This is a genomic window from Streptomyces roseochromogenus subsp. oscitans DS 12.976, from assembly GCF_000497445.1.
GTDB classification, from domain to species: Bacteria; Actinomycetota; Actinomycetes; order Streptomycetales; family Streptomycetaceae; genus Streptomyces; species Streptomyces oscitans.
The window spans coordinates 5,784,897-5,798,674 of record NZ_CM002285.1 but is presented as its reverse complement, the minus strand read 5'-3'; the positions used below and the strand labels follow the sequence as shown (position 1 = coordinate 5,798,674).

At 69.3% G+C, this 13,778-nt stretch carries 11 protein-coding genes, 1 tRNA gene and 1 pseudogene; 9 read left to right on the top strand and 4 right to left on the bottom strand.

Features of this window, described 5'->3' with window-relative positions:
• Together M878_RS94770 and M878_RS74745 are read right to left on the bottom strand one after the other, a co-directional pair.
• Positions 1–1,197, bottom strand: a pseudogene (locus M878_RS94770) (SUKH-4 family immunity protein); the annotation flags it as partial.
• Between the two features lie 10 nt (positions 1,198–1,207).
• Positions 1,208–2,218, bottom strand: coding sequence for an SMI1/KNR4 family protein (locus tag M878_RS74745; RefSeq protein WP_031225729.1), 1,011 nt, complete (start codon positions 2,216–2,218; stop codon positions 1,208–1,210).
• A gap of 286 nt (positions 2,219–2,504) precedes the next feature.
• Here M878_RS74745 and M878_RS74740 point away from each other — a divergent pair, with 286 nt between their 5' ends.
• Positions 2,505–3,020, top strand: a complete 516-nt coding sequence (locus tag M878_RS74740) for a YwqJ-related putative deaminase (protein WP_031225727.1) — start codon at positions 2,505–2,507, stop codon at positions 3,018–3,020.
• Between the two features lie 58 nt (positions 3,021–3,078).
• Positions 3,079–3,612, top strand: coding sequence for an SUKH-3 domain-containing protein (locus M878_RS74735; protein WP_023549944.1), 534 nt, complete (start codon positions 3,079–3,081; stop codon positions 3,610–3,612).
• A gap of 68 nt (positions 3,613–3,680) precedes the next feature.
• Here the strand turns inward: M878_RS74735 and M878_RS74730 are convergent, their stop codons facing one another.
• Positions 3,681–4,997: a sensor histidine kinase gene (locus M878_RS74730; RefSeq protein ID WP_023549943.1), complete on the bottom strand. Its 1,317-nt coding sequence runs from the start codon at positions 4,995–4,997 to the stop codon at positions 3,681–3,683.
• 166 nt (positions 4,998–5,163) lie between these two features.
• Here M878_RS74730 and M878_RS74725 point away from each other — a divergent pair, with 166 nt between their 5' ends.
• The 7 genes from M878_RS74725 (at position 5,164) to M878_RS74695 (ending at position 10,885) form a co-directional block, all read left to right on the top strand.
• The gene (locus tag M878_RS74725) at positions 5,164–6,021 is read left to right on the top strand and encodes a terminase gpP N-terminus-related DNA-binding protein (RefSeq protein ID WP_023549942.1); all 858 of its coding nucleotides are present in this window, start codon (positions 5,164–5,166) and stop codon (positions 6,019–6,021) included.
• A 29-nt stretch (positions 6,022–6,050) separates the two neighbouring features.
• Positions 6,051–6,125 (top strand) — tRNA-Gln (locus M878_RS74720).
• 123 nt (positions 6,126–6,248) lie between these two features.
• On the top strand, positions 6,249–7,697 hold the full coding sequence (gene glmU / locus M878_RS74715; RefSeq protein ID WP_078630383.1) for a bifunctional UDP-N-acetylglucosamine diphosphorylase/glucosamine-1-phosphate N-acetyltransferase GlmU: 1,449 nt from the start codon (positions 6,249–6,251) through the stop codon (positions 7,695–7,697).
• Positions 7,698–7,852: 155 nt separating this feature from the next.
• The gene (locus M878_RS74710) at positions 7,853–8,833 is read left to right on the top strand and encodes a ribose-phosphate diphosphokinase (RefSeq protein ID WP_023549940.1); all 981 of its coding nucleotides are present in this window, start codon (positions 7,853–7,855) and stop codon (positions 8,831–8,833) included.
• Positions 8,834–9,048: 215 nt separating this feature from the next.
• Positions 9,049–9,645: a 50S ribosomal protein L25/general stress protein Ctc gene (locus tag M878_RS74705; RefSeq protein WP_023549939.1), complete on the top strand. Its 597-nt coding sequence runs from the start codon at positions 9,049–9,051 to the stop codon at positions 9,643–9,645.
• Positions 9,646–9,720: 75 nt separating this feature from the next.
• Complete coding sequence (pth, locus tag M878_RS74700) at positions 9,721–10,326, top strand: aminoacyl-tRNA hydrolase (protein WP_023549938.1); 606 nt, start codon at positions 9,721–9,723, stop codon at positions 10,324–10,326.
• 52 nt (positions 10,327–10,378) lie between these two features.
• Positions 10,379–10,885, top strand: coding sequence for a TMEM70/TMEM186/TMEM223 family protein (locus M878_RS74695; RefSeq protein ID WP_023549937.1), 507 nt, complete (start codon positions 10,379–10,381; stop codon positions 10,883–10,885).
• A gap of 126 nt (positions 10,886–11,011) precedes the next feature.
• Here the strand turns inward: M878_RS74695 and ppc are convergent, their stop codons facing one another.
• Positions 11,012–13,756, bottom strand: coding sequence for a phosphoenolpyruvate carboxylase (ppc, locus tag M878_RS74690; protein ID WP_023549936.1), 2,745 nt, complete (start codon positions 13,754–13,756; stop codon positions 11,012–11,014).
• Positions 13,757–13,778: the final 22 nt, after the last annotated feature.

Genomic DNA, 13,778 nt, shown 5'->3' with positions numbered 1-13,778 from the left:
GGGTACGCCCGGCGGAGGCGTACCGGGTGCCGCCGGCGGCTGCGGGTAGCCGTACGGCGGCGTGCCGGGCGGCGGAGGAGGCGTGCTGCCCTGCGGAGCGCCCGGCGCACCAGGAGCGGCGGGCGCCCCGGGCACACCAGGCGTGTGCGCAGCATCGGGCGCCCCCGGCGCACCACCAGAGGCGGACGAGCCACCTGGCGCGCCCGCCGGGAAGCCCAGCGCGCCCGGCGTGTTCGTAGGATCGAGCGCCGGCGCGACCGCCGTCGGCGGCAGCTGGCTGCCCCCCGACATCAACGCCGTCTTCGCCTCCGGCGTGCTCGCCGGCGGCCGCGGAGCCTCCCCGCCGGGATCGCTCAGCGGCGGCGCGAACACCGTCGCGGGCAGCGGCACGGAACGGTCGTCCTCACCCGGCCCCGCGTTCGTGTCGGTACCGGACCAGGGCGTCGCCCCCACCGGCACATCCGCGCGCGGCGCATCGCCAGGAACAGGCGCCCCGGGCACACCGGACGCGCCCGGCGCACCCGACCCACCCTGCGCCCCACCGAGCCCCCCAGAGCCCCCGGACACCCCAGGCGCCCCCGAAGCCCCCGCCGGCACCCCGGCCCGCGTCTCCGCCAGCCCCGATCCACCGGACGAAGCACCGATACCGACACCGGACGAAGCCCCAGCACCGGCACCGGCACCGGCACCGGCACCGGCACCGGCACCGGCACCCACAGCATCACCAGCACCAGCACCGGAACCGACACCCGAAGCACCGCCACCGGCGCCGACCCCGGCCCCAGAACCGCCCTCGCCCTCCGGCCGCCGGTCACTCCCGATGCCCAGCTTGTCCGCCGCCTCCTGCAGCCACTCCGGAGGAGTCAGCAGGAACGACGTCTGATTGAGATCCATCCGGGCAGCCGCCGGCGCCGGAACCGCGTCCCGCGGCTCATCGGCACGGCCGTACTCCTCCTCGTACCGGCGGATCACCTCGCCCACCGGCAGACCGGGCCACAGCGTCGCCTCCCCGCTGTCCCGGGCGATCACCAGCCGCTGCGCGCCCGCGTCCGAACGCGGACCCTCCGCCCGGTCCTCGCCCCACACCACGAAACCCAGCTCGAACTCCCGCACCCGCACCTCACGATGCTGGTACGCGGGCACGTCACCGTTGATCCACTCCTCGGCACGCTCCTGCGCCTGCGCGTAGGTCACCATCGCCTGAAGCTCACTCCCCCACCGGGCCGGACGACGCCGAGCCGGCGGACACCGGAACGACATGGGCGAAACCGCCGTCGACCATCAGATTCGCCACCGTCTCCAACTCCGGCGGATTCCCCGCCAGCCGCGACAGAAAGGCATCGAAGTCCTCACCGCACGGCAGCAGCAGACGCTCCACCCGCTCCGCAGGCGACCACGACGGATCCACGTCACGCACATCGTCGTACGCACAGAACCACACCGAACCGGGCCGCTCGCCCTTCACCTTCACCACGAGCAACCCGCCCTGCACGAACGCCACCCCGAGGTAATCCTTCGTCAGGTGGTCGCGCAGACACTTGTTGACGTACACCAGGTCATTCACGGCCGCCTCGTCCCGCACCGTGAAGAACGGCTGGTCCACCAGCAGACCCAACTCGGCGACCAGCGCCGCACCCACCGGCGCACAACCGCCCGCCGCCTTCAGGAACGAACGGTACGCACCCGGAAGCCGGTAACCGAGATCCTCCTCGACCCCCTGCACCTGCGCCTCCGTCACCGCCACACCCGACTTCGGCAGCCCGAAATGCGCCGGCCGCGTCTCCTGCAACGGCCGCGTGCCACGCTTGCCGTGATCCACCGGCGCCGTCGCGATCCCACCGTGATGCCGCAACAGCGCCTTCACCTCGACCGGAATCAGCTCCAACCGCCGCGTACCCGCCACGTGATGCCACGTCCAGCCATGCGGCGTCGCCACATCCGGCACCGTGTCCCACAACTCGTGCCGCTCCGCCGCCAGCGCCGCGTTCGCCGACACATAGTCCGTCAGCCGCAACTCGTCCACGCCGAAACCGTCCGGCGGCTCGGCGATCTCCACCGCCACACGCGCGTACGGAGCAAAATCCGGGTAACCACGCTCGTCGACCCGTACCCCTCTCGGGTGACGCGCCGCACGAACCGGATCCGGGAAATGCACAACCTGCCCGGCATAGGCCGCGTTCGGCGGCGCGGCTTGCTGCCCGAGCCGACCTGTCGTCATGGCGGTAGCCCCCTGCGGCGTTCTCTCTGGCCTCAATCGGCGGTGTCGATCGCGGATGGCCACAGCCTATGCGGTACCCGAACCCCGGTCACCGGCCCACCGCACCCCGGGAAAGCCACCCCTCCACATCCCGGGAAAATCCACCCTCCGCCTCCGTCACCAGCCGTCACCCCACCGTGACGACCTGCCCCGACTAGGGCGTGTCGCACCGCCCCAGCTTCCGCACCGGCCACGGCATTTGGCACCCTGTGTCCTTCGAGGGGATGCCCGGGGAGGGAAAACGATCATGAATACCTTGCGAACCGGAGGTACCGACGTGCGGGCCGGCGACCCCCGCATCGGCTGGAGCGGCACCGACACACCCCCCGCCCCCACCCTGCGCCACCGCCGCGACGGCATCCTGCCCACCGTCGCCGCCGCCCTCTCCGTCCGCGGCGCCACCCTCACCGGCACCGCCGCCCGCAGCGACCAACCCCCACCCCTGCACCCCCTCGTCCAGGACTTCCTCGACACCCTCACCAGCGCCCAGCGCGACCGCTTCACCGGCCGCTGCGCCGAAACCATCCTCATCTCCCGGCACATCACCGCAGCCGACGCCACCCGCAGCAAACGCGCCGCCCGAAAACCCATGACCAACGGCGAAGCCCGCAAAGCCCTCAAACACGCCAAACTCACCGCCCGCCGCATACGCGAGGACGGCGACCCCCTCCACGGCAGCTTCGCCACCCCCTGCCGCGCCTGCACCGCCCTCAGCGCCCACTTCGGCGTCCGCATCGTCGACCCCACGGCAACCGACGGCTGACCACCACCGTCCACCCCAGTACCACCCGCCGGCACGACGCACGACGAACGAAGGGCAGATGCACCCCGACAACGCCACCACCCCCAAACCCGCCGCCCGCCACGAGCACGGGGCCACCCCAGCCCGCTTCCCCGTACTCGTCGACGCCGCCCTGCGCGCCGCCGGCTGGCAACCCGGACGCTGGGACATAAAACAGGCAGAAATCTGGGCCGACGCCCTACGCGAGCACACCTCACCCGCCGGACACCGGCACACCGTCTTCCCCGCAGCCGTCGAAGCCTGGGCCGAATTCGGCGGCCTCCGCATCACCCCCAGCGGACCCGGCCGCCAGATCGCCCCCGCCACCCTCCACCTCGACCCCCTGCACGGCCTCCACCACGCCCGCACCCTCGGCGACCTCGGCCGCGCCCTCGGCACCGAGATCTGCCCCCTCGGCCAAGAGACCGACACCGCAGGCGTCCTCGCCATCGACACCGAAGGCCGCGTCTACACCCTCGACCACACCGGCGACTGGTACGCAGGCCCCGACATCGACCACGCCCTCGCCACCCTCATCACCGGCATCGAACCCGTACGCCTCACCGCCGGCTGAAACACGACAGAAAACACCGGATCAGGCCCCGAATCACCGCCGACACCCGACCCCGAGACGACCAAGGCTCACACCGCCGGAATCACCGCCGACACCCGGAAACCACCCGCATCAGTCGGCCCCGACACAAATACACCACCCAGCGCCACAACCCGCTCCCGCATCCCCACCAGGCCATTCCCACCCGACGGCAACCCCGCCGCCGACGCCGACCCCGGCTCCGGCGGCGGCTCGTTCTCCACCTGCATCGCGATCTCCGACACCCGATGCGCCAGCCGCACATGCGTCTTCGCACCCGCCGCGTGCTTGTGGACGTTCGTCAGCGCCTCCTGCACCACCCGGTACGCCGTCTGCTCGATCTGCGCCGCATACGACCGCACCTCCCCCTGCACCGACAGATCCACGACCATCCCCGCCGCCGCCGACTGCCCGATCAACTCATCCAACTCCGACAGACACGGACCCTCCGGACCCGGCCCGCCCTCCACCACCGCCCGAGAAGCCGCAGCCGCAGCCGCCTCCCGCACCGCCGCCAACGGCATCCCCGCCACACGCCGGCCCACGTCCTCCCCCGCCCGCAACACCCCGAGCATCTCCCGCAACTCGGTCAACGCCTGCCGCCCCATATCCCCCACCAGAGCGGCATTCCGCACAGCCTTCTCCGGATCCTTCCGAGCCACCGCCTGCAACGCCGCCGAGTGCACCACCATCAAACTCACCCGATGCGCGACAACGTCATGCATCTCCCGCGCGATCCGCGTCCGCTCCTCATTGCGCGCCCACTCGGCCCGCTCCTCCGCCCGCTCCGCCAGCAACTGAAGCTCCCGCTCCAGCGAATCCGCCCGCTCCCGCAGACTCTCCATCAACCGCCGACGCGCCCCCACGTACAACCCCAGCAGCACCGGCGGAGCCGTCAGCCCCAGCGCCGTCGTCACCGCAGCGAACGGCACGAACCAGTCACCCAGCGTCAGATCCCCCCGCGCCATGTCCTGCCGCACCCGCACGAACGTCACCACCGCCGTCCCCAGCAGCGACATCCCCGCCAACGCCCCGATGATCCGGCGCGGCAGCTCACACGAGGCGAGGGTGTACAGGCCGACGACGCCCAGCAGAAACCCCATCTGCGCAGGCGTGATCGCGATGGCGACGAGCACGACGGCGATCGGCCACTTCCGCCGTACGAGCAACACCGAACCGGCGATCAGGCCGAAAACGATCCCCACCGACACCGGGATCCCCGCGTCCCGGGCGAACGGAATCCCCTCCGCACCGCACTCCACGGCGGACACCAGCGCGAGACTCCCGTCGAGCACCGCACCGCGCCACCTCCCCCACCACCACGGGCCGGTCAGGCCCCTGGCGTGGTCTTCCCCCGTAGTGGTCATGCATCCAGCCTACGGGCCACCCCCACGGCTTTTCCGGTGACTTTCGCCTACCGCCACACACCACACTCCGTAACCGCACGGCCTCGAAACCCACCGGTATCCCTCGAACTGGTGAACCCTTCCCGTTCGACACCGGAACGCTCCATTCCGGCCAGACGGTATGCCTATGGCACATCCATCAGGCAAATACGCCGCCTTAGAGAGCCTCCGCGAGCAGGCTGTAGCCCTGCGCCGGGCCGGCCACAGCCTCCGGCAGATCCGCGACGAGCTGAAGATCTTCAACAACGACATCCTCAACCAGCTGGTCAAGGGCGAGCCCCCACCGGAGTGGACCAAGCGCCCGCGAGCCAAGGACGACCTTCGAGAGAGGGCGCGGGAGCTACGACTCCAGGGCTGGACTTACAACGAGATCCAGGCGGAACTCGGCTGCTCCAAGAGTTCAGTCTCGCTTTGGGTGCGCGACCTGCCGCACCCCGAGCCCAAGTGCACCCCAGAGGAACAACGGGCGCGCATGAACGCCGGGCTGGCAAGGCTGCGGGCATCGCAGGACCGCGAGCGGGTGGCGACCAAGCAGGAAGCGTCAGCAGCGATCGGCGACCTCACGGATCGAGAGCTCTTCATCACGGGCGTCGCCCTGTATTGGGCCGAGGGAACGAAGGACAAACCACACGCCCGCCGCGAGAGCGTGGAGTTCGTCAACAGCGATCCAGGGGTGATCTCCGTCTTCCTCGCCTGGCTGGACCTGCTGGACGTGACACGTGATCGCCTGCACTGCCGAGTCATGATCCACGAAACCGCAGACATCGACGCCGCCGAGCACTACTGGGCCGACCTCGTCGGCATCGACAGGGCGCTCCTAGGCAAGACAATCCTCAAGAAACACAACCCCGCGACCGTACGCAAGAACACCGGCGCCGCCTATCGGGGGTGCCTCGGAATCAAAGTGCGACAAGGAGCGGATCTCTACCGTCGCATCGAAGGCTGGTGGTGCGGCATAGTGGGTGCCGCAACCTCAGCGGGCTGATCAAATGTCCGTTTAGGACGCATATGCACTCCCCTGTGGTGTAATCGGCAACACGGGTCACTTTGGATGATTTGTTCCAGGTTCGAGTCCTGGCAGGGGAGCCACAGCACACAAGACCTAGGTTCGGGCCCTGACCTCCCCGTCAGGGCCCGCTCTCATGTCCCCCACGAAACGCCCCGGTATCCTGCGGCTGTCACCCCACTCACCCACAGCCGAAGGGCAACCCCGTGAGCGCCATCCGCCCGGCCGCCGTCGTCGTTCTCGCAGCGGGTGAGGGCACCCGTATGAAGTCGGCCACACCGAAGGTCCTGCACGAGATCTGTGGCCGTTCCCTGGTCGGTCATGTGCTGGCCGCCGCCCGTGAGTTGGACCCGCAGAACCTGGTCGTGGTCGTGGGCCACGCCCGTGAGCAGGTCACCGCCCACCTCGCCGAGATCGACCCGGCCACCAGGACCGCCGTACAGGCGGAGCAGAACGGGACCGGGCATGCCGTGCGGATGGGTCTGGAGGAGCTGGGCGGGGCCGTGGAGGGGACCGTGGTGGTCGTGTGCGGGGACACGCCCCTGCTCGCCGCCGACACCCTGAAGCAGCTGGCCGAGACCCACGCCGCCGACGGCAACGCCGTGACCGTGCTGACCGCCGAGGTGCCGGACGCGACCGGTTACGGCCGGATCGTGCGGGACGGGGCGACGGGTGCCGTGACCGCGATCGTGGAGCACAAGGACGCGACCGACGCCCAGCGGGCGATCCGGGAGATCAACAGCGGGGTGTTCGCGTTCGACGGGCAGTTGCTGGCGGACGCGCTGAAGAAGGTGCGGACGGACAACAGTCAGGGTGAGGAGTACCTCACGGACGTGCTGGGGATCCTTCGGGAGGCCGGGCGTCGCGTCGGCGCCTCCGTGGCGGGCGATCACCGGGAGATCGCCGGGATCAACAACCGGGTGCAGCTGGCCGAGGCGCGCCGGATTCTCAATGACCGGTTGCTGACGGCCGCGATGCTGGGTGGGGTCACGGTCGTCGACCCGGCCTCGACCTGGGTGGATGTGACGGTGACCTTCGAGCGGGACGCCGTGGTTCTGCCGAACACGCTGCTGACGGGGTCGACGCATGTCGGTGAGGGTGCCGAGGTGGGGCCGAACAGCCGGTTGAAGGACACGCAGGTGGGTGCGGGGGCGCGGGTGGACAGCACGGTGTCGGATTCCGCTCTGATCGGTGCGGATGCGAGCGTGGGGCCGTTCGCGTATCTGCGGCCGGGTACGCGTCTCGGTGCGAAGGGCAAGATCGGTACGTACGTCGAGACGAAGAACGCTTCGATCGGCGAGGGGACGAAGGTGCCGCATCTGTCGTACGTGGGGGACGCGACGATCGGTGAGTACACGAACATCGGTGCGGCCAGTGTGTTCGTGAACTATGACGGTCAGGACAAGCACCACACCACCGTCGGGTCGCATTGCCGTACCGGTTCGGACAACATGTTTGTGGCGCCTGTCACGGTCGGGGACGGTGCGTACACCGCCGCCGGGTCTGTGATCACGAAGGATGTGCCGCCCGGTTCGCTGGCTGTGGCCCGTGGTCAGCAGCGGAATATCGAGGGTTGGGTGGCTCGGAAGCGTCCGGGCAGTGCGGCTGCGAAGGCGGCTGAGGCGGCGTCCCGGCGGGGTGAGCGCGAGGAGTGACCGGAAACGGGTGTGCCGAACACGGCGTACCGTGATAGGTGCATATCCGCACGTGTGCACCCCGCCACCCTTACCAGCTGATATGGCCTCTCATGCCCAGCCGAGAGGTCGCCGAGCAGCCGGCTGGCTGAGACAACCTCTGAGGAGACTGTGCTGTGACCGGGATCAAGACGACCGGCGAGAAGAAGTTGATGTTCTTCTCCGGCCGCGCCCACCCCGAGCTTGCCGAGGAGGTCGCCCAGCAGCTGGGTGTCGGGGTTGTCCCGACGAAGGCCTTCGACTTCGCGAATGGTGAGATCTACGTCCGTTACCAGGAGTCGGCTCGTGGTGCGGACTGTTTTGTGATCCAGAGCCACACGGCTCCGATCAACCAGTGGATCATGGAGCAGCTGATCATGATCGACGCGCTGAAGCGTGCGTCGGCTCGCTCCATCACGGTGATTGTGCCGTTCTACGGTTACGCGCGGCAGGACAAGAAGCACCGGGGTCGTGAACCGATTTCGGCGCGTCTGATCGCGGATCTGATGAAGACGGCGGGGGCGGACCGGATTCTGACCGTCGACCTGCACACCGATCAGATCCAGGGCTTCTTCGACGGTCCCGTCGACCACCTGTTCGCGCTTCCGCTCCTCGCGGACTACGTGGGCCGGAAGGTGGACCGGGACAAGCTGACGGTGGTGTCGCCGGACGCGGGTCGGGTGCGGGTGGCGGACCGGTGGTGCGACCGGCTGGGTGCGCCGCTGGCGATCGTGCACAAGCGGCGTGACAAGGACGTGGCGAACCAGGTGACCGTCCATGAGGTCGTGGGTGAGGTCAAGGGCCGGGTGTGTGTCCTGGTCGACGACATGATCGACACCGGTGGCACGATCTGCGCGGCTGCGGACGCGCTGTTCGCGCACGGTGCGGAGGACGTGATCGTGACCGCGACGCACGGTGTGCTGTCGGGTCCGGCGGCGGACCGGCTGAAGAACTCGCGGGTGAGTGAGTTCGTGTTCACGAACACGCTGCCGACGCCGGCGGAGCTGGGCCGGGATCTGGACAAGATCACGGTGTTGTCGATCGCTCCGACGATCGCGAGTGCGGTGCGTGAGGTGTTCGAGGATGGTTCGGTGACGAGCCTCTTCGACGAGCAGTGAGTTTTCGCGCAGTGAGTTTTTCGCGGGCCCGTCGTGAGGGCTAGGCGGAGATCCTTTTGAGTGCGGCCTCCCTGTCCGAGTAGACTGTCGCAGTTGCTCGGCGAGGGAGGCCGTACTCGTGTGTACGGCGGTCCGTTATCGACGCGCTCTTCGTAGCAGGCCGTTCGTGGCCGGGTGACCACGTCCGTTCCGAGTTCCTACGAGGAGTGATCATCATGTCCGAGGTGAAGCTCACCGCCGAGACCCGTACCGAGTTCGGCAAGGGTGCCGCCCGTCGCATCCGCCGTGACTCCAAGGTTCCGGTTGTTCTCTACGGCCACGGCACCGAGCCGCTGCACCTGACCCTGCCGGGTCACGACCTGTCGCTGGCGCTGCGTACGCCGAACGTCCTGATCTCTCTGGACATCGACGGCAAGACCAACGAGCTGGCGATCCCGAAGGCCGTCCAGCGTGACGCGATCAAGGGCTTCCTGGAGCACGTGGACCTGCTGCTGGTCAAGCGTGGCGAGAAGGTCACGGTCGAGATTCCGGTGCACACCGAGGGCGAGCTGGCCCCGGGTGGCAACCTGCTGGAGCACGTCCTGAACACGCTGCCGGTCGAGGCCGAGGCCACGCACATCCCCGAGGCCGTCACGGTCTCCGTGGAGGGTCTGGAGGCCGGTGCCTCCGTCCTCGCCAAGGACATCGCGCTGCCGAACGGCGTGACCCTGGCTGTGGAGGGGGACGCTGTCGTTCTGCAGGTTCTGCAGGCGCAGGCCGAGGAGGTCGCCGAGGGCGAAGAGGCCGCCGAGGGCGAGGCGGCGGAGGCCTGATCCTCCCCGTCGTCATCGACTGTTCAGCCGCCGCTTCCCTCGCCGGGAGCGGCGGCTGGCGCGTATCAAGGAGACATGAACGTGACCACCCCCGCCAGTAGTGATCCCTGGCTGATCGTCGGGCTCGGGAATCCCGGGCCGGAGTACGCCATGAACCGGCACAATGTCGGTTTCATGGTGGTGGACTTGCTCGCGGAGCGGATCGGGGGGAAGTTCAAGCGGGCGGGCAAGGCGCAGGCGCAGGTGCTGGAGGGGCGGATCGGTCCGGTGGGGCCGGCGAATCGGCGGGTGATCCTGGCGAAGCCGATGTCGTACATGAATCTGTCCGGTGGTCCGGTGAACGCGTTGAGGGACTTCTACAAGGTGCCGGTGGCGAACATCGTGGCGGTGCACGATGAGCTGGACATCGACTACGGGGTGCTGCGGCTGAAGCTGGGCGGTGGTGACAACGGGCACAACGGTCTGAAGTCGATGACGAAGGCGACGGGTTCGGACTATCACCGGGTGCGGTTCGGGATCGGCCGGCCGCCGGGTCGTATGCAGGTCGCGGATTTCGTGCTGAAGGATTTCTCGTCGGCGGAGCGCAAGGAGCTGGACTACTTCGTGGACCGTGCGGCGGATGCGGCGGAGTGTCTGGTGATCGAGGGGCTGGAGCGGGCGCAGAGCGCGTACAACTCCTGACATGTACTTCTACGGCGGACGCGGGAGTTGACCGGCTGCGTAGGTATGGCCAATGATCCCGGCCATGCCTGCCACAGTCACCACCGCCCGCCAGGTGTCCGTGTCCGCGTTGCGCCTCGGTCGGGTCGCGGCGATGGGTACGGTCGCCGCGTTGATTCTGTTCGCCGGGGTGTGGGGTTCCTGGGGTTCCGCGCAGCACGTGATGCTGACGAAGGGGCGTGAGACCGGGACGGTGCGGGTGACGCGGTGTGCCGGGGGGACCTGTACGGGGCCGTTCACGCCGATATCGGAGGGATCTCGGGCACGTGCGCGCGTGGAGCTCACGAAGTCCGTCGCGGTGCGTCAGGGGCAGACGTACGACGTCGTCCTGAAGCCGGGTACGTCGGACGCGGTGCGTTCGGGGCCGGCGGGGATTCTGTATGCCTGGGTGCCGTTGGGCGGGGCGTTGCTGCTGGCCTCGGTGGTGGTGGCGGGCGGGCTGCGGCTGACGCGGGCGGCGTGGGTGCTGGGGCTTTTGGGGGCGGTGTTGCTGACGTCGGCGTTTCTGGCGGTGCAGTGAGGGGATGACGGGTGCCCCCGGGGTCGTACGACCCCGGGGGCACCCGTTTTTGTGTCTGCTTTTGTATCTGCTTTTGTGCCTGTTCTCGTGCCGTGTTCTTCTGCGGTGCTTCTTGTGTCGTCGCGGTCAGCCGGTGTTGCGCAGGCCCGCTGCCACGCCGTTGACGGTGAGGAGCAGGGCGCGGGAGAGGAGGGGGTCGGGGGTGACGTCGGCTGCGGCGGCGTCGCGCTGGCGCTTGAGCAGGGTGACCTGGAGGTAGGAGATGGGGTCGAGGTAGGCGTCGCGGATGGCGAAGGTCTGCTTCAGGTCGGGCTGGGCGTCCAGTAGTTCCTGTTCGCCGGTGATCCGCAGGACCTCGCGGACGGTCAGTTCGTGTTCGGCCTTGATGGTGTCGAAGACGTGCTTGAGGTCGTCGGGGACGAGGGTGTCGACGTAGTGCCGGGCGATGCGCAGGTCGGTCTTCGCGAGGGTCATCTCGACGTTGGAGATGAAGTTCTGGAAGAAGTGCCACTGCTGGTGCATCTCGTCGAGCACGGTGTCCCCTTCCTGCCGCAGGCCTGCCTCGCGCAGGGCCTTGAGGCCGGAGCCGACGCCGAACCAGCCGGGGACGATCTGCCGGGACTGGGTCCAGCCGAAGACCCAGGGGATGGCGCGCAGGCCGTCGAGGCCGGCGCCGGAGTCGGGGCGTCGGGAGGGCCTTGACCCGAGGTGCAGGTCGGCGAGCTGGTCGACGGGGGTGGAGGCGAAGAAGTAGGCGGGCAGGTCCGGGTCCTCGACGAGGCGGCGGTACGCGGCGTGGGCGGCGTCGGAGACGACGTCCATGGCGGCGTCCCAGCGGGCGAGGGCTTCGTCGGACTGGCGGGGTGCGGTGTGCAGGGCGGAGGCCTGGAGGGTGGCCGCGACCGTCAGTTCCAGGTTTTCCCGGGCCAGGGACGGGATGAGGTACTTGTCGGAGATGACCTCGCCCTGTTCGGTGACCTTGATCTCGCCTTCGAGGGTGCCCCAGGGCTGGGCGAGGATGGCGTCGTGGGAGGGGCCGCCGCCGCGGCCGACGGTGCCGCCGCGGCCGTGGAAGAGGCGCAGGCGTACGCCGTAGCGGTGGGCGACGTCGCGCAGGCGGCGCTGGGCGCGGTGGATCTCCCACTGGCTGGTGGTGATGCCGCCGAACTTGGAGGAGTCGGAGTAGCCGAGCATGACCTCCTGGACGTCGCCGCGCAGCGCGACCAGGCGCCGGTAGGACGGGTCGGAGAGCATGTCCTCCAGGATGGTGTCGGCGGCCTTCAGCTCGTCCGTCGTCTCCAGCAGCGGCACGATGCCGATCTTGGCCCAGCCGGCGTGCAGGTCGACGAGGCCGGCCTCGCGGGCGAGGACGGCGGCGGCGAAGACGTCGTCGGCGCCCTGGCACATGGAGATGATGTAGGACTCGACGACCTCGGGGCCGAAGACCTCCAGGGCCTTCTTGACGGTCTGGAAGACGCCGAGGGTCTTGGCGCCGGCGGCGTCGACGGGTGCCGGGGTGGAGGCCAGCGGGCGGCGTGACCTCAGCTCCTTGGCGAGGAGCTTGGCGCGGTAGTCGCGGGGCATGTCGGCGTAGCGCCAGGACTCCTCGCCGAGGCGGTCGAAGAGCTGGCCGAGGGCGTGGTGGTGGGCGTCGGCGTGTTCGCGGACGTCCATGGTGGCGAGCTGGAGGCCGAAGGCGGCCAGGGTGCGGATGGTGCGGTTGAGGCGGCCGTCGGCGAAGAGTGCGCCGCGGTGTTCGCGGAGGGAGGTCTGGATGAGCCGCAGGTCGGCGAGGAGCTCGGCGGTGCCGAGGTAGTCGCGGCCTTCTTCGTGCGGGATGCCCCTGGCGAGGCGCTGCTTGGTGTTGACCAGCTTCTGCCGGATGCAGGTGGCCTTGAGCCGGTAGGGCTCCTCGGCGTTGAGGCGCTTGTAGCGGGGGCTGATCTCGGGGAGCAGCTCCAGGTCCTGCTGCAGGGAGTGCAGCAGTTCCTCGGTGGCCCCGGTGTAGCGGATGGAGTTGGAGAGCAGTCCGCGCAGTTCGTCGATCATCTCCAGGGCGTCGTTGATGCCGTGTTCGTGCTGGAGGATGAGGACGTCCCAGGTGACCTGGGGGGTGACGTTGGGGTTGCCGTCGCGGTCGCCGCCGATCCAGGTGCCGAAGGTGAGGGGGCGGGTGTCGGCGGGGAGCTTGACGCCGACGCGCTCCAGTTCGGCCGTCAGGTCCTCCAGGACGTCGCCGACCGCGTCGGCGTGCAGCTCGTCGAGGTAGTAGATGGCGTTGCGGGCCTCGTCGGCGGGCTCGGGGCGTACGACGCGCAGCTCGTCGGTCTGCCACACCAGGTCGATGTTCTCGGCGAGGCGGACGTCGTGGCGGCGGCGGTCGGAGTCGAGGACGGGGAGCTCCAGGAGCGCGGCGATGCGCCGGAGCTTGTTCAGGACCGAGCGGCGTGCGGCCTCGGTGGGGTGTGCCGTGAACACCGGGCGGACGTTCAGGTGCTGGACGGTCTGCTTGAGGTGTTCGGGGTCGGCGTCCTTGAGCCGGTCGGCGGTGCGGGCGAGGAGGCCGCCCTCGGCGGCGCGCCGGGCGCGCAGTTCGCGGCCGCGGTGCACCTGTTCGGTGACGTTGGCGAGGTGGAAGTAGGTGGAGAAGGCGCGTACCAGCTTGGCGGCGGTCTCCAGTTCGGTGCCGCGCAGCAGCTCGGCGGCGGCCTCGCCGTCCTCGCGGGTGAGGCGGCGGACCTTCTCGACCAGGTCGAGGAGCTCGGGGCCTTCCTGCCGTACGAGGGTCTCGCCCAGGAGATCACCCAGCCGGCGGATGTCGGCGCGCAGCTCGCTGCTGGTCGTGGTGGTCTGGTCGTCGGCACTGCTCACAGGTGCGGCTCCTTGCAGTGTT

Bases quoted from the DNA above. Each gene is read 5' to 3' on its own strand.
- M878_RS74705 (WP_023549939.1), top strand. From the start codon at position 9,049: ATGTCCGAGGTGAAGCTCACCGCCGAGACCCGTACCGAGTTCGGCAAG.
- M878_RS74745 (WP_031225729.1), bottom strand. From the start codon at position 2,218: ATGACGACAGGTCGGCTCGGGCAGCAAGCCGCGCCGCCGAACGCGGCC.
- M878_RS74695 (WP_023549937.1), top strand. From the start codon at position 10,379: ATGATCCCGGCCATGCCTGCCACAGTCACCACCGCCCGCCAGGTGTCC.
- M878_RS74740 (WP_031225727.1), top strand. From the start codon at position 2,505: ATGAATACCTTGCGAACCGGAGGTACCGACGTGCGGGCCGGCGACCCC.
- M878_RS74735 (WP_023549944.1), top strand. From the start codon at position 3,079: ATGCACCCCGACAACGCCACCACCCCCAAACCCGCCGCCCGCCACGAG.
- pth (WP_023549938.1), top strand. From the start codon at position 9,721: ATGAACGTGACCACCCCCGCCAGTAGTGATCCCTGGCTGATCGTCGGG.
- M878_RS74725 (WP_023549942.1), top strand. From the start codon at position 5,164: ATGGCACATCCATCAGGCAAATACGCCGCCTTAGAGAGCCTCCGCGAG.
- M878_RS74730 (WP_023549943.1), bottom strand. From the start codon at position 4,997: ATGACCACTACGGGGGAAGACCACGCCAGGGGCCTGACCGGCCCGTGG.